We start from the raw sequence: 15,456 nt of genomic DNA, 5'->3' as shown, positions 1-15,456 counted from the left end.
GATAAGACAATTGACCTAAGATATTGCGACGTTGTTCGTGTTAAGATAGCTCTTATTAATAATTTTAAAAATAGATACGGTAATTTATGAGTTGGAACGATCCAAACGCCTCAACTGAGGCACAAAAATATGACAACCCTATTCCTAGTCGCGAACTGATACTCAGTACGATTAACGAACATGGCGAAGTCACCCATCAACAATTGGCAAAAGCCTTTAATATTGATGATCCTGACCAATTTGACGCTTTAGGCAATCGCCTAAAAGCAATGGCGCGCGATGGCCAAGTAAACCGTGATGGGCGTCCTTATCGCTATCGTACGGTGACCAAGCACGATATCGTCACAGGTACGGTGACTGCGCATCCAAAAGGTTTTGGCTTTGTATTACTAAGTGATATGCCTGACCTATTCTTGCATGAAAAGCAAATGCGCTGGGTCTTTAACGGCGATACGGTAGAAGCCGTTGGCACGTCAACAGATAACCGTGGGCGTACCGAAGGGCGTATTGTCGATGTCGTTGAACGCCGCCAAAGCAACTTTATTGGGACATTGGCGCATGATGAAGATGGTTATTGTGTTGAACTTGGTAGCCCAAACAACCATCAGCCGATTACCGTTACTGAAGAAAACGTGCAAGCGTTTAATGCAAAACAAGGTGCGCCGGTTAAAGTCGATATTATCGATTGGCCGAACCAGCATGAATTTGCCACCGGTAAAATCACTGAAGTGCTATCCGATGATAATGACCGTGAGTTGATTATTGAGACTACTTTACTCAACTATGATATCCCATCAGACTTTAGTGAAGCGGCACTTGAACAAGCCAATGCTTATCAAGAACCAACCGAAAAAGACTTAAAAGGTCGTAGAGACTTACGTGATTTACCGCTAATTACCATTGATGGTGAAGATGCGCGCGACTTTGATGATGCAGTATTCGCAGAAAAACGCTCGGGCGGTAACTATCGTGTGTTAGTGGCGATTGCTGATGTCAGTTATTATGTCACACCAAACTCGCCACTCGATAAAGATGCTTATGAGCGCGGCACGTCAGTCTACTTCCCGCATCGCGTGATTCCGATGTTGCCAGAAGTATTGTCTAACGGTCTTTGCTCATTGAACCCTGATCTCGACCGTCTCTGTATGGTTGCCGATATTAAGATATCGCGTGCAGGCAAGGTTACAGGCTATGAGTTCTATCCTGGGGTCATGCATTCACAAGCGCGTCTGACTTACAATCAAGTGAACGCTTATCTTGCTGATCCAAACGATAACAGCGTGCCTGAATCATTAACTGGTAATAAAGACGTCAAAAAATCGGTCGATACCTTACATCAATTATATGAGCTGCTGCTGAAAAAGCGTGAAGAGCGCCATGCAATGGAGTTTGAGACGGTTGAAACTTATATTAAGTTTAATGAAAAAGGTGGTATCGAAGCCATCTTACCGCGTACACGCGGTGATGCGCAAAAGCTTATCGAAGAGTGCATGCTGCTTGCCAATACTTGTGCGGCAAACTTTGCACTGAAAAATGAGCTGCCTGTTTTATATCGTAACCATGATAAGCCTGATGGCGAAAAGTCGATGCGTATCCATGAATATGCAAAAAACTTTGGTCTAAGCTTCCCAGAAGAAAGCCCAACGCAAGCGGATTACCAGCGGATTATTGAAGCCACTAAAGACCGTCCTGACGCGATTAGCATCCATAGCATGCTGCTACGCTCGATGATGCAAGCGAACTATGCGCCTGACAATATCGGGCACTTTGGTCTCGCTTATGACGAATATAGCCACTTTACCTCGCCGATTCGCCGCTATCCTGACTTAATGCTGCATCGCGCGATTAAAGCAAAAGTGACGAATAGTCAGCAGCCAGTAATGGACTTCTCGCTTGACGGTGCTGGCACGCAAACCTCAGATACTGAGCGCCGCGCCGAAAAAGCATCGCGCTATGTAGAATCTTGGCTCAAATGTCATTATATGAAAGATCATGTCGGCGAAGAGTTCGATGGCGTTGTGACTACCGTGACAAGCTTCGGTCTATTTGTAACCTTGACCGACTTATATATCGATGGTCTAGTGCATATCTCAAACGTTGGTGACGATTTCTTTGTCTATGATGAGCAGCAACAACAGCTTATCGGTAAAGACAGAGGCACAGTATTTGGTCTCGGTGATTCGGTCAAGGTAAAAGTAGCGGGCGTCAATATGGACCTGCTACAAATCGACTTTGACCTCAAAGCCAAGCTACAAGCGAGCCAAATGAATCAAACCAAAAGAGATCAGCCGAAGAAGAGCACTGCTAGCAAAACTCCGGCTAACAAAACGTCTGCTAAGAAAAGCAGCAGCCGTGGTAAAGGCGCTAGCAAGAAGAGCTAAGGCTTTCTAAAACTTAAGATTAAAAAAAGACTAACGTTATCGTTAGTCTTTTTTTATGTATATCAATTAATTGGCGCTTAATTGGCGCTTAATTAAACCGCTATATTGAAATGCAGCTTATTTAAACCCTAAAAAAATTAATCACTAAGAACTTTAGGCACTAAAAAAACTACTGTGTATCTGTCATTTGCTCGGCACGTTGTTGGCTCGTCTGCTCTGCTTGCGCTATCTGAGTGGTTGCCTTATCGATAATGGCTTTTGGCTGCTGTCCTAAGGGCTGGCTTGCGATATCTGCTGTATTGCTATTCACATTGCTAACCTGTTCTACTTCATTACTAGCAGTTATAGCTTCTCTATTTTTTTCACGTTGGCTGCCGTTAATCATATTAAACCCTAATAAAATAACAATACCTGCCAAAGCGAAAATAATCAGATGTTTGATTTGCATAAAAAATGTCTCGTCTATTTCAATAAAATGTAGATAGACGTTTCACTGCATTTTTTATGCCGACTTTTATAGTTAGTATTCACCTTTTAATAGGTAATCTTCAACGCTACTCTTGTGGGTTATTCTTGCGGGCTATTGTTACTTAATAAATCCGTCTCATCTGAATTTTCAGCAATTTCTTGCTCGACCTTTTCCATCAATTTTTCATCAGGACGCGCATCAAGTACTTCGTCGGCATTTCGACCTTTCAAGATATGCTTTGCCCGCGCTTTGGCTTGTTTTTTATCCTTATCTTCCATTGTGGTTTCAGGAGCTTGCGCTTCATTAGATATTTTAGAAGCGCTAGAAGTCTCAGAAGCTTTAGCAATATTTGGCGGTACTATTACTTGCGTTTGCGCCTTATCGCTCGTTTGACTGCTTTGGAACTGTTCAAACGCTTTTTCTAGCTTATGGTTAAAGCGCAGCTGATAAATAGGCTCGGGTAAGCTAAAGCCTTCATCTTCCAACGCATGCTTGGTTTCGCGAATGGCGATACTGCGGGCTTTGGAAAAATCAGCTTCCAATTGATTGACCCATACTTGAAACTGCAAAATAATATTTGAGTCACCCACTTCTTTAATGACCGCTGTGACCTTTGGTTTATCTAGAGCAAAACCTAACTGACATATGGCATCGATACCTACTTTGATGGCAGCAAGCGGATCATCATTGGCATCTACGCCTAATTCAAAAGTAAAACGGCGCTCGGGGTTTTTGGTGTAATTTAAAATCGTTGCTTTAAAGACTTCGGCATTGGGAATCCGTAACTGGTTACCATCTAAAGTCATCAAAATCGTCGCACGTGAGGTCAGGCGTACCACAATGCCTTCTTGATTATTAATCAAAATATGATCGCGGGCGCGAAACGGTTGACGAATACTAAGCATGAGCGAGGCAATATAGTTCTCAATCGTATCCTTGACCGCAAAACCAACAGCAATACCAATAACGCCTGCGCCGCCAAGTAGCGTGCCCAAGATAGTCTCAGCACCTATCAAACTTAACGCTAAAATAAGACCGAAAACGATAAATATGACTTTAACGGTCTGGGCAAGCAGCTCTGCAACAAAAGGATTGGGCGTAAGGCGTTGCCACATATTCTTGCGATTGGATAACCAGCTGCCAAACCACGTGACCAAGGCAAATAAAACAATCCCTACTAGCAACAGTGGCAAAGCTTTGACTAGGTTTTTGGTTTGTGCCTTGAGGCTTTGATAAACGGTCGAGACATTATCTTGCACATCAAGCGTGCGATTGATTCTATCTTCGACCGTCACCACGTCCGTTAAGCGATTGGTTAAATTAATGGCTTGCTGGGCTTTTTTCTCATTAGGAGTCTCACCGGTTAAGGTAACAACGCCTTGGTTGACGCTAACATTCACTGCTTGTAAGCCGTCAATTTCGGAAAAAATGCCACTAATACGTTGACGAATGTCATTGTCTTTTAATGGTGTTGGGGTGGTTTCGATTTGAGCATTGTTGGTACTTTCACCGCTGATAACAGGTGGTAGCTGGACGGGCGTCGGCGGTGCAGTGTCAGAAGTATTTGGAATCTCAGGCGTGATAGCTATAGTACTATTTAGCCCGTTATTTAAATCACTGGTAGCTGGATTGTTGATAGCTGGGTCATTAACAGTTGGTGCGGTAGTCGGCTGAGCGCTTGGTTCATTATTAACGGCATTATTATCAGCAACCTCATCAGTGAGTGCCACACTCTCACTTGTACTGCTTTTTTCAGCCGCATAAGTGGACAGGTTTAAAACGATGCTTAATAGCAACAGTAGCTGAGCGCACGCCTTTGTCGTTATGCGTGACTTGCCTAGCCAGCTTGACCTAGGTAATTCAGGCTGGTCAAAATACGCTGCCATAAGCATCCCTTTTGTATTCTAACTCTATGCTACATTTGCAATCATGCTATGCAAATATAGCTATTTAAAAACTACTTACCATCCAGATAAAGCTGCGCTTCACCCAAATCTAAGGTGCCTTCATAGATAGCACGACCGGTGATGATACCTTCGATGCAATCACCATAAGGTTTTAGCAATTCGATATCTTTCATATCGGTGACGCCGCCTGATGCAATCACAGGTAAGCCGCCTTCACGCGCTAAGTTGACGGTCTGCTCGACGTTGACGCCTTGCATCATGCCATCGCGGTTGATATCGGTATAAACGATTGACGATACGCCGACATCAGCAAAGCGCTTGGCAAGCTCAGTCGCTTTAGTATCGGTCACGTTTGCCCAACCGTGTGTCGCAACCATGCCGTCTTTGGCATCGATACCGACGATAATATGTCCAGCAAATTCGCGGCAAGCTTCGGCCACAAAATCAGGCTCTTCAACGGCTTTGGTACCAATAATAATGTAAGTGAGACCCGCGCTAATATACTGCTCGATGGTTTTCATATTGCGCACACCGCCGCCCAATTGAATCGGCAGCTTAGGGAAAGCTTTAGCAATGTCATTGACCACTTGCTTATGTACAGGAATCCCGTCAAATGCGCCATTCAAATCGACCAAATGCAAGCGCCGTGCGCCTTCATTGACCCAACGCGCCGCCATGGCGACCGGATCATCAGAAAATACCGTATCGTCTTCCATACGACCTTGTTTTAAGCGCACACATTTACCATCTTTTAAATCAATAGCAGGGATAATGACAGGGACAGCACACATATAGCATTCCTTATAAAAACGATATGGACAATAAAAAAACCATTAAAAAGTGAAACAAGCGTCAATAGCCACTTAATCAATAGCCACTTAACCAATGGCTACTTAAAAGCGACTGCTTATAAAGTCATTTAGCATAGCAAATTAAAAGCGGCTGTTAGGAGAAATTCGTTAAATATTAAAATGACGGTAGAAAATATAAAAATTGCTTAAAATTCGGCTAGATAATGGCAAAAAAACGACAATCATAACCATAAGTTTTAGCACGTGGATTCACTAGCAACATTAGGTAAATTCAATTACCAACTGGCAATTTTAGGTCAGTTTAGCGTATAATCCTAGGTAAATTTGTATTTGTGCGATAAAACCTAATCGTCTGCTACCTATCGACGATTTCAATCAGCACAAGGTAAATATGAGCTAAGTGTTAACAACCAGATTAATGCTTACGCTTACAAATTGCGCTTATCAAGCAATTGAGTTTACCCTGTAACCATAGTTCGTTAAACAGCGCTTGGATAGTTTTCTAAAAGATGGCTTGGACAAAACATAAACAAGTCACTTATTCCTCATTTATATTCACTCGAATGAATAACGCTGCTTAAAACACACAGATATTGTGATTTAAAGATACTGTGATTTAAAGATTCTATGGTTTACAGATGTTCTGATTTATCGTTATTAGGATTTATAGCTATTAGGATTTTGAATACGACAAATTTTAAGATTTTAATAAATCGTATGGTAAAACTGTCTTTTATCTAACGTCATCCTAGTTGAGGATGGCATGAGATTTAAAGGTTTTAGTGTACACCTTGGTAGCCAGTCGTCACTTTGGTCATTCGAATAAGACATTAACGTGTTGTTAAGGAGTCTAAGGTCAGCGTTAATACTCTTACTTGTAGTTATGATGATGTGTTATGTCTAGAGCGCTTTTTCACGCCCTTTTTGGGGCTTGATTAAGGACTTTATTGATGACGCTGTTATTCATGCTGCCGATATACCAAACAGGACGTCTGGTATCGTTTTAGACTATGGACTAAGTTTTCGCTTATGATTACCATCAAAAAAGGTTTGGATTTACCCATCACTGGTGAACCCTCCCGCGAGATATCTGAGCACAGACCCGCCCATGTGGCACTTGTTGGCTATGATTATGTGGGCATGAAGCCCACGATGAATGTCAAAGAAGGCGACATCGTAGCTAAAGGTCAGCCCGTTTTTGAAGATAAAAAACGTGTCGGCGTTATCTACACCGCCCCTGCTGCTGGTAAGGTCATCGCCGTTAATCGCGGTGAGCGTCGTGTGTTCGAAAGTCTTGTGATTGCGGTCGACCCAAACGGTGAAGAAGTAGAATTTCAGCGCTACGACTCCCAGCAACTTGCTGACCTAGATTCTGAAGTCGTTGAAACCCAACTGCTTGCCTCTGGTGAATGGACCGCGTTCCGTACGCGTCCCTATAGCCGTTCTCCTGAAATCGGTGCCCGTCCGCACGCCATCTTTGTCACTGCCATGGATACCAATCCATTAGCGTTTGACCCGATGTTGCTGATTAATGAGCAACTGCAGGCGTTTAATGACGGACTTGCCGTATTATCAACGCTCAGCCCCAAGACCTTTGTCTGCCATCATGGCGATGCCCAGTTGACGCCAGTTGCCAAAACGGCGGCTAATAATGTCACTGAGTATCATAGCTTTGCCGGTAAACATCCCGCTGGTCTGGCTGGCACGCACATTCACTTTTTGCACCCTATCATGCGCGGTGTGACCGTTTGGACGATTGGCTATCAAGACGTGATTGCCATTGGTAAGCTATTTACCACCGGTCGCTTATACACGCGCCGTATGCTTAGCCTTGCCGGTCCTGCGGTTAAAAACCCGCATTTAATCGTCACCGAACGCGGTGCTGATATCACAGCATTGACTAAAGGTGAGCTTGAAGCAAGTGAGAACCGTGTGATTTCAGGTTCTGTGCTATCGGGTCGCAAAGTGTTTGGTAATACTGCCTATCTTGGTCGCTTCCATAATCAAGTCAGTGTGCTAACCGAAGGCCGTGAGCGCCCAGCGTTCCATTTCTTAAGTATCGGTAGCAACCGTTTCTCAAAACTACCTATCTATATTTCTAAGTTCTTTGGTAGTAAGAAATATGACTTTACCACTTCGAGCAACGGCTCGCCGCGCGCGATGGTGCCAATCGGTGTCTATGAAGAAGTCATGCCACAAGACTATCTGCCAACGCAGCTATTACGTGCTTTGATTGTCGAAGACATCATCAGCGCCGTCGATTTGGGCGTACTTGAATTGGACGAAGAAGATTTGGCATTATGCACCTTCGTATCTCCTGGCAAATATGAATTCGGCGATATTTTGCGTGATAACTTAACGCGCATTGAGCTGGAGGGCTAACCACGATGAAATTTTTACACAATATGTTCGATCGTATGGAGCCGTCTTTCACCAAGGGTGGCAAACACGAAAAATATTATGCCATCTTTGAGATGTTTGATACGTTTTTACGTCAACCAGGCTCAACGACATACGCATCATCACACGTACGCGACGGCATTGACCTTAAGCGTATTATGATTACCGTTTGGTTATGTACCTTCCCTGCGATGTTTTGGGGTATGTACAATATCGGTCATCAAGCATTAACGGCGATTGCAACGCTTGGCTTGCAGCCTGAAGGCTGGCGTACCGTTATCACCAGTATGGCCGGCTACAACCCAGACAGTATCTGGGCAAGCTTTGTCTACGGGGCGATGCAATTCTTACCGATTTATCTGGTCACCTTTGGGGTCGGTATTCTCTGTGAGATTATCTTTGCCGTGGTGCGCGGGCATGAAGTCAACGAAGGTTTCTTTGTAACTTCTGTCCTATTTGCGCTCTGTCTACCACCAGATATTCCTTTATGGCAAGTTGCCTTAGGTATTATCTTTGGTGTGGTCGTGGCAAAAGAAGTCTTTGGCGGTACGGGTAAAAACTTCCTTAACCCTGCCCTATCGGGTCGTGCGTTCTTATACTTTGCCTATCCAGCTTATATGTCTGGCGACTCAGTATGGACCGCGGTTGATGGTTTTTCGGGTGCAACACCACTTGGTTTGGCTGCACTTGGCGTCGTCCCACAAGACTTCGTTGATGTCTATGGCAATGCCATTACGTGGACTGATGCCTTCTTAGGTAATATGCAAGGCAGTATCGGTGAAGTATCGACGCTGGCTATCTTATTAGGTGCAGTCGTTCTACTTTGGACGCGCATTGCCTCATGGCGCATCATGGCAGGTTGTGTGGTCGGTCTAATTGCCACATCGCTAGTCTTTAACATGATTGGCTCTGAAGACAATATGATGATGAAACTGCCGTTTTATTGGCACTTAGTTATCGGTGGCTTCGCCTTTGGTGCGGTGTTTATGGCAACCGATCCTGTATCAGCTGCCCATACCAATAAAGGCCGCTGGGCTTATGGTATCTTGATTGGTTTTATGACCGTATTGATTCGCGTCGTCAACCCAGCCTTCCCAGAAGGCATCATGCTTGCCATTTTATTCGCCAACTTATTTGCGCCACTATTTGACTATTTTGTGACGCAAGCAAATATCAAGCGCCAAACAGCACGGAGGGTTCGCTATGTCCAAGCCCAAAAGTAATAATGCAAAAACCATCAGCGTGGCGTTGACGCTATGCTTGGTGTGTTCTGTATTGGTCTCAGCCGCTGCTGTTGGTTTAAAACCAGCGCAAGTTGAAAACGCGCGCTTAGACCGTAACAAAAACATTTTAGTTGCCGCCGGTATGTTTGACCCGGCGTCCGATACCAATGAAGATGTGGCTGAGCGTTTTAAAGATTTTGAGGTAAAAATCGTTGACCTAAGTAAAGGTAACTACCTCGATGACGACGCGTTAAAAGCCGCTGGCATCCCTGATCGTAATGCTTACGATGCCAGTCAAGCAACCAAGAACAAAGCCTTAAGTGAAGACTTGGGCAGCAACGACCCTGCCGGTATCGGTCGTGTTCCTAAATACGCCAAGGTCTATGTTAAAAGTGATGACGCCGGAAAGCCTGAAATGGTGGTCCTGCCGATTCAAGGTTATGGACTATGGGGTACGATTTATGGTTTCTTAACGCTTGAAAGTGACATGAATACCATTAAAGGTATCAGTTTCTATGAGCATAAAGAAACCCCAGGTCTAGGCGCTCGTATCGAGGAGCCTGAGTGGCGCGCCATGTGGAGCGGCATTCACTCTTATGACGAAAACGGCGCTGTTGCCACTGGTGTGACCAAAGCTGGTAATCCAAAAGATAACTGGGTTGATGGTATCAGTGGTGCAACCTTAACCGGTCGCGGCGTAAGTAACATGATTCAGTTTTGGCTCGGTGAGCAAGGCTATAAGCCATACTTAGACCAGCTGCGTGAAGAAAGCGGTAAAACATTGACGGGCGCAGAAGTCAAAGCCAGTCAAAGCCCGTATAAAAAGCTGGGTCAGCACTTACATCAACAGCAGACGCATCCCGTAACCGAACTGGTCGCAGTAGTACCAGCAGCACACGGCAAGGAGGCATAACATGGCTGATACAAAAGGTATTTTAACCTCGCCTATTTTTGATAATAACCCGATTGCGCTACAAATCTTAGGTATTTGTTCGGCATTGGCAGTTACTACGAGTGTGGCGAATGCGTTGGTAATGAGTGTGGCGTTGACCTTGGTCACGGCATTTTCAAGCTTCTTTATCTCTATTATCCGTAAGCAAATCCCATCAAGCATTCGTATTATCGTGCAGATGACGATTATTGCGTCATTGGTTATTGTGGTTGACCAAATCTTAAAAGCGGTCGCTTATGACGTCAGTAAAGGTCTGTCGGTATTCGTTGGTTTGATTATCACCAACTGTATCGTAATGGGCCGTGCTGAAGCATTTGCGATGAGCAATCCGCCAGTACCAAGCTTTTTAGATGGTATTGGTAACGGTCTTGGTTACTCGGCAGTATTGCTATTTGTCGCCAGTATTCGTGAGATTTTGGGCGCAGGCAGCTGGTTTGGCATGACTATTTTGCAAACCGCTACCGATGGTGGCTGGTATGTACCAAACGGTCTATTACTATTGCCACCGTCAGCGTTCTTTATTATTGCCCTGTTTATCGTGATTATCCGTATCTGGAAACCAGAACAGGTCGAAGAAGCTGAATTTGTAATGAAGCCGCAATCTAAAGGCATGGCACAAGGGGGCGGTCACTAATGGGACATTATGTCAGTTTATTTATAACCTCAGTCTTTATCGAGAATATGGCGCTGGCCTACTTCTTAGGCATGTGTACCTTTTTAGCGGTATCAAAAAAGGTTTCAACCGCTATCGGTCTTGGGGTAGCCGTCGTCGTCGTGATGGCGATTACTGTACCGCTAAACAATCTGCTGTTTCAGTTCATCCTAAAAGATGGTGCGCTGGCATGGGCAGGTTTCCCTGATATCGATTTAAGCTTCTTAGGCCTACTCAGTTATATCGGTTTGATTGCTGCCACGGTACAGATTCTAGAGATGTTCTTGGATAAGTTCGTCCCAAGTCTGTATAACGCCCTAGGGGTATTCTTACCCCTGATTACCGTCAACTGTGCCATCTTAGGTGGCGTACTGTTTATGGTTGAGCGTGATTATAATTTTGGCGAATCAGTCGTCTATGGCGTCGGCGCAGGCTTCGGTTGGGCATTGGCAATTACCGCATTGGCGGGTATCCGTGAAAAGCTAAAATACTCAGACATTCCAGCACCGCTGCGTGGTCTTGGTATTACCTTTATCACGGTTGGTCTGATGTCACTTGGCTTTATGTCTTTCGGCGGTATGTCAATTTAAACCGCTACGCTTAAAAGCCTATTTAGCGATTTGACCTATTTAATTCATTTATTCGGTAGGGGTTCAGGAAACACGCAATGACGTCTTTTCGCACCCCTACTCCATAGATTAAGGATACCTACCATGGATTACGCTACGGCGATTGGTGGCGTTGCTATGTTTACCTTGATCATCATGGGACTCGTTGCCATTATTTTGGCGGCGCGCTCAAGACTGGTCAGTTCAGGCGATGTTACTATCCATGTTAATGATAATCCCGATAATGACGTCGTGACACCCGCAGGCGGTAAACTGCTACAAACACTGGCGAGCGAAGGTATTTTCTTATCTTCAGCCTGTGGTGGTGGTGGTACGTGTGCGCAGTGTCGTTGCCGCGTTATTGAAGGGGGCGGATCTATCCTGCCCACCGAAGAAGGGTACTTTACCCAAGGTGAAATCCGTAACCACATGCGTCTTGCCTGTCAGGTTGCGGTAAAGCAAGACATGAAAATCGAGATTGACCCTGAATTCTTTGATGTACAAAAGTGGGAATGTGAGGTTATCTCTAATGATAACGTTGCCACCTTTATTAAAGAGTTGGTGCTTAAAATTCCAGATGGCGAAGAAGTTAACTTCCGTGCCGGTGGTTATGTACAGTTAGAGGCGCCACCGCATGAAGTGCATTATAAAGACTTTGTGATTGACGAAGAGTATCGCGAAGACTGGGAAAAATTTGGTATCTTCAACTATGTGTCAAAAGTTGATGAGCCGGTGATTCGTGCTTATTCGATGGCCAACTACCCTGAAGAAAAAGGCCTTATTAAGTTTAATATTCGTATCGCCAGTCCACCGCCACGTGGTCCTGACGGTATTCCACCTGGCAAAATGTCCTCTTGGGTATTTAGCCTCGTACCTGGCGATAAAGTGACAGTTTCTGGTCCTTATGGTGAATTCTTTGCCAAAAAGACTGACGCTGAAATGATTTTCGTCGGTGGTGGTGCAGGTATGGCACCGATGCGCTCGCACATCTTCGATCAGCTTAAACGCTTACATACTGACCGTAAGATTAGCTTTTGGTATGGTGCGCGCTCGATTCGTGAGATGTTCTACGTTGAAGATTATGATCAACTAGAAGAAGAGTTTGATAACTTTGAGTGGCATGTGGCTTTGTCTGACCCATTACCAGAAGACAATTGGGAAGGTCCAACGGGCTTTATCCATAACGTACTACTTGAGAATTATCTCAAAGACCATCCAAACCCAGAAGACTGTGAATACTACATGTGTGGGCCACCGATGATGAACGCGGCGGTAATCGACATGCTACACAGCTTGGGCGTGGAAGATGAAAACATCATGCTTGATGACTTCGGTGGTTAAGTGGGTGGTTAAGCGGGTGGTTAAGCTGCTTGATTAAATTGGGTGATAAAAGCCATTCATCAAGCAAACAGTATTACCCAGATAATATATGCTAAATTAAGAGTCTCAATGGAGGCTCTTTTTTTATGGGCTAAATAAATTAGATGATGTGATGAAAAACATATTCGCACAAGAAAGGATTCTTATGAAAACCAAAGTGAAAGATTTAACCATTTGGATTACTGGTGCTTCTAGCGGTATTGGTGAAGCACTATCTATCGCCTTTGCCAAACGCGGTGCCAGCATTATTTTAAGTGGCCGTGATAAGGATAAATTAGAAGCGGTTAAAAGTCGCTGCAAAAACAGCAAAAAACATATCGTTGTCTCCTTTGATATCGCCGATGCTAAGCAAGCAAAAGAAGCCTATGAAACAATCAAAGCCCAAACTGGAAAAGTGGATTGGCTGATTAATAATGCCGGCGTCAGTCAACGTTCGCTTATCATGGAAACCACTGAAGACGTCGAACGCCAAATCATGGAGATAGATTACTTTGCGCAAACGCGGCTGACCAGATTGGTATTGCCCGATATGATTGCGCAAGGCGGAGGCAAAATTGTCATGGTATCGAGCGTGGCAGGTTTACTTGGCACCCAATATCGCGGCGCTTATGGTGCTGCAAAAGCGGCTATCCATATGTGGGCAAACAGTCTACGCGCTGAATTGCATGACCAAGGTATCGAGGTGGCGACGATATTTCCAGGATTTATTCAAACCAATATCTCTATAAATGCCTTAACGGGTGATGGGAGCGCGCAGGGTACGATGGATGAGGCAACCAATAAAGGACTGACGGCGACTACATTTGCCAAACAGGTCGTCAAAGCACTGACTAAAGGTGATGAATATATTATCGTTGCCGGCAATAAGGAAAAACTCGCCACTAGAGTCAATCGTTTATCGCCGCCAAAGCTTTATAAGCTCATCCGTGAATCGAAAGTAAAATAAATCTAATAAGCTCAGCAATCAGATCTTAAGTCGATGATTGGCGTTATGGGTGACAAGGGGTGTAAAATAGGCAGCGCTTAGCTTAGTTAGTTATTTATTAACTGTTCTTAAATAGCCATTCTTTACTGACCATTCTCTACTAGCTAACGCCCCCACTCACCCCTTCGCTTTATCAAGCTGTGATGACTTATATGACAAATTTAACCGCGTTTTCTTCTTCTACTAAACCTATAAAACCCGCCTTCTTGTCCGTAATTGCTATCGGCTCTGTATTAAGTATTAGCGCCTGCCAGCAAAAAACCGATTATAACAATCTCAGCGGCGAGACCATGGGTACCAGCTACCATATTAGTTATCAACTGCCCAAAGGCGCTGATGAAGCTGCCATACAAGCCGCCATCGATAAGCGCTTGCAAGACATCAATGACAGCATGTCCACTTATCAAGCAGACTCAACTATTTCTAAATTTAATCAATTAGGCAAAGATACACCCATTGCTATCGATGCCGATTTTAACCATGTATTAGAAGCGTCTAGGCAAGTTTATGAGCTGTCGGGCGGCGCGTTTGATCCGACGGTAATGCCATTGATTGAAACATGGGGCTTTGGCAGTACCATGACGGTTGAGCGCTTACAAAGTCCACCGACAGCGCTTGAGATTGCACAAGCCAAAGCCTTGGTCGACTTTAAAAGCGTGATACAAAAAGAGCAAACTATCTATAAAACCAAAGATGGCGTCGAGCTTGATTTTTCGGCGGTTGCTAAAGGTTATGGCGTTGACGTCATTGCCGATGTACTCCGAGATGACTATCAGATTCGCAATTACATGGTTGAAATTGGCGGCGAAGTGGCGACCTCTGGGGTCAGCGCTCAGCAGCAACCGTGGCAAATCGCTATTGATGCGCCCATCGAAGGCAGCACGGTGAGCGCGCGCCAAACCATGGCAGTGATTCGCCAGCCTATTAATAATGGCTCTACTATGTCGCTAGCAACCTCTGGCAACTATCGCAATTCCGTCGTTTTTGATGGTAAGCATTACAGCCATACCATTGACCCGAAAACGGGCGAGCCCATTGTTGGTGGCGCGCCATCAGTGACTGTGGCAGCAGAAACAGTCGCACTGGCGGATGCTTGGGCAACTGCTTTGACCGCGATGCCTTATGAGAAGGCCCTTGCCACTGCCAAAGAGCACAATATCGCCGCCTTATTTGTTATCTTGGCTGATAATGTAAATCTTGATGCAACGGCCGACAGTATCGATGATTGGCAAGTAGTAGAAACCCCTGCGATGAAAGCCTTACGTGCCGACAAAAAGTCCTAATATCCAAAGCATGGGCTTTACTATGCCTGCTAAGCACAAACGGGCAAGGCGAAATTTTGCTATACTATAAGCAAGTTATCGACTAGATGACTGTCCTATATTTTAAACGAGAGGTTCCCTCTATGCTTAACCAATTGCTCCCCATGCTTGCTATCACCTTTACCGTCTTCATGCTGTTTTTTATCTTCATGGGTATCGGTTATATGGTCAAGAAAAAGCCGCTTAGAGGCTCTTGCGGCGGTGTGGCAAAATTGATGGGCGACGAGCATTGCTCATTTTGTGGTAATGACCCCAATAAATGCGATTCACTGGTCGACCAACAGCAAGAAACCGCCCTTAAAGCTGCCCAACTAGGTAAGTCTGTATAAACGCCTTATTTGTTACTATATGCTGGTAGTATTTAA

Annotated in this window: 13 protein-coding genes; 10 read left to right on the top strand and 3 right to left on the bottom strand. The window is 44.7% G+C overall.

The window, feature by feature from the left end; translation table 11 throughout:
* The first annotated feature begins 86 nt into the window (after positions 1-86).
* Positions 87-2,381 carry a ribonuclease R gene (gene rnr / locus JMX94_RS05395; RefSeq protein WP_201563923.1) on the top strand — a complete coding sequence of 765 codons (2,295 nt, stop codon included), beginning with the start codon at positions 87-89 and terminating at the stop codon, positions 2,379-2,381.
* A 169-nt stretch (positions 2,382-2,550) separates the two neighbouring features.
* On the opposite strand, the gene JMX94_RS05390 is transcribed toward rnr, so the two are convergent.
* From JMX94_RS05390 to hisA, 3 genes are all read right to left on the bottom strand, one after another.
* Positions 2,551-2,829, bottom strand: coding sequence for a hypothetical protein (locus tag JMX94_RS05390; protein WP_201563921.1), 279 nt, complete (start codon positions 2,827-2,829; stop codon positions 2,551-2,553).
* Positions 2,830-2,948: 119 nt separating this feature from the next.
* Positions 2,949-4,736, bottom strand: a complete 1,788-nt coding sequence (locus JMX94_RS05385) for a mechanosensitive ion channel family protein (RefSeq protein WP_227673523.1) — start codon at positions 4,734-4,736, stop codon at positions 2,949-2,951.
* Between the two features lie 71 nt (positions 4,737-4,807).
* Complete coding sequence (gene hisA, locus JMX94_RS05380) at positions 4,808-5,548, bottom strand: 1-(5-phosphoribosyl)-5-[(5-phosphoribosylamino)methylideneamino]imidazole-4-carboxamide isomerase (RefSeq protein ID WP_183619188.1); 741 nt, start codon at positions 5,546-5,548, stop codon at positions 4,808-4,810.
* A gap of 1,050 nt (positions 5,549-6,598) precedes the next feature.
* Between hisA and JMX94_RS05375 the strand changes: the two genes are divergently transcribed.
* The 9 genes from JMX94_RS05375 to nqrM all read left to right on the top strand — a co-directional run bounded on the left by JMX94_RS05375 (position 6,599) and on the right by nqrM (position 15,420).
* A complete protein-coding gene (locus JMX94_RS05375; protein WP_201563919.1) occupies positions 6,599-7,951 on the top strand; it encodes a Na(+)-translocating NADH-quinone reductase subunit A in 1,353 nt (450 codons plus the stop codon).
* 5 nt (positions 7,952-7,956) lie between these two features.
* Positions 7,957-9,192: an NADH:ubiquinone reductase (Na(+)-transporting) subunit B gene (locus JMX94_RS05370; protein ID WP_201563917.1), complete on the top strand. Its 1,236-nt coding sequence runs from the start codon at positions 7,957-7,959 to the stop codon at positions 9,190-9,192.
* Positions 9,173-10,105: a Na(+)-translocating NADH-quinone reductase subunit C gene (locus tag JMX94_RS05365; RefSeq protein ID WP_201563915.1), complete on the top strand. Its 933-nt coding sequence runs from the start codon at positions 9,173-9,175 to the stop codon at positions 10,103-10,105. Before JMX94_RS05370 ends, JMX94_RS05365 begins: the two co-directional genes overlap by 20 nt.
* Position 10,106: 1 nt before the next feature.
* The gene (locus JMX94_RS05360; protein WP_201563913.1) at positions 10,107-10,778 is read left to right on the top strand and encodes an NADH:ubiquinone reductase (Na(+)-transporting) subunit D; all 672 of its coding nucleotides are present in this window, start codon (positions 10,107-10,109) and stop codon (positions 10,776-10,778) included.
* The gene (nqrE, locus tag JMX94_RS05355; protein WP_011281361.1) at positions 10,778-11,386 is read left to right on the top strand and encodes an NADH:ubiquinone reductase (Na(+)-transporting) subunit E; all 609 of its coding nucleotides are present in this window, start codon (positions 10,778-10,780) and stop codon (positions 11,384-11,386) included. The genes JMX94_RS05360 and nqrE overlap by 1 nt, the downstream gene beginning before the upstream one ends.
* Before the next feature lie 123 nt (positions 11,387-11,509).
* Positions 11,510-12,745, top strand: a complete 1,236-nt coding sequence (gene nqrF, locus JMX94_RS05350) for an NADH:ubiquinone reductase (Na(+)-transporting) subunit F (RefSeq protein WP_201563911.1) — start codon at positions 11,510-11,512, stop codon at positions 12,743-12,745.
* A gap of 184 nt (positions 12,746-12,929) precedes the next feature.
* Positions 12,930-13,730, top strand: coding sequence for an SDR family NAD(P)-dependent oxidoreductase (locus JMX94_RS05345; protein ID WP_201563909.1), 801 nt, complete (start codon positions 12,930-12,932; stop codon positions 13,728-13,730).
* 191 nt (positions 13,731-13,921) lie between these two features.
* Positions 13,922-15,052 carry an FAD:protein FMN transferase gene (locus JMX94_RS05340; RefSeq protein WP_201563907.1) on the top strand — a complete coding sequence of 377 codons (1,131 nt, stop codon included), beginning with the start codon at positions 13,922-13,924 and terminating at the stop codon, positions 15,050-15,052.
* Positions 15,053-15,174: 122 nt separating this feature from the next.
* On the top strand, positions 15,175-15,420 hold the full coding sequence (gene nqrM / locus JMX94_RS05335) for a (Na+)-NQR maturation NqrM (RefSeq protein WP_201563905.1): 246 nt from the start codon (positions 15,175-15,177) through the stop codon (positions 15,418-15,420).
* Positions 15,421-15,456: the final 36 nt, after the last annotated feature.

Origin of the sequence: Psychrobacter sp. CMS30, from assembly GCF_904846565.1 — a bacterium.
Lineage (GTDB): Bacteria > Pseudomonadota > Gammaproteobacteria > Pseudomonadales > Moraxellaceae > Psychrobacter > Psychrobacter maritimus.
This window is presented reverse-complemented; position numbering and strand designations above follow the sequence as displayed.

Coding starts and splice junctions, on each gene's coding strand:
- hisA (WP_183619188.1), bottom strand. CDS start 5,548: ATGTGTGCTGTCCCTGTCATTATCCCTGCTATTGATTTAAAAGATGGT.
- JMX94_RS05370 (WP_201563917.1), top strand. CDS start 7,957: ATGAAATTTTTACACAATATGTTCGATCGTATGGAGCCGTCTTTCACC.
- rnr (WP_201563923.1), top strand. CDS start 87: ATGAGTTGGAACGATCCAAACGCCTCAACTGAGGCACAAAAATATGAC.
- nqrF (WP_201563911.1), top strand. CDS start 11,510: ATGGATTACGCTACGGCGATTGGTGGCGTTGCTATGTTTACCTTGATC.
- JMX94_RS05365 (WP_201563915.1), top strand. CDS start 9,173: ATGTCCAAGCCCAAAAGTAATAATGCAAAAACCATCAGCGTGGCGTTG.
- JMX94_RS05340 (WP_201563907.1), top strand. CDS start 13,922: ATGACAAATTTAACCGCGTTTTCTTCTTCTACTAAACCTATAAAACCC.
- JMX94_RS05345 (WP_201563909.1), top strand. CDS start 12,930: ATGAAAACCAAAGTGAAAGATTTAACCATTTGGATTACTGGTGCTTCT.
- JMX94_RS05375 (WP_201563919.1), top strand. CDS start 6,599: ATGATTACCATCAAAAAAGGTTTGGATTTACCCATCACTGGTGAACCC.
- nqrE (WP_011281361.1), top strand. CDS start 10,778: ATGGGACATTATGTCAGTTTATTTATAACCTCAGTCTTTATCGAGAAT.
- JMX94_RS05360 (WP_201563913.1), top strand. CDS start 10,107: ATGGCTGATACAAAAGGTATTTTAACCTCGCCTATTTTTGATAATAAC.
- JMX94_RS05390 (WP_201563921.1), bottom strand. CDS start 2,829: ATGCAAATCAAACATCTGATTATTTTCGCTTTGGCAGGTATTGTTATT.
- nqrM (WP_201563905.1), top strand. CDS start 15,175: ATGCTTAACCAATTGCTCCCCATGCTTGCTATCACCTTTACCGTCTTC.
- JMX94_RS05385 (WP_227673523.1), bottom strand. CDS start 4,736: ATGGCAGCGTATTTTGACCAGCCTGAATTACCTAGGTCAAGCTGGCTA.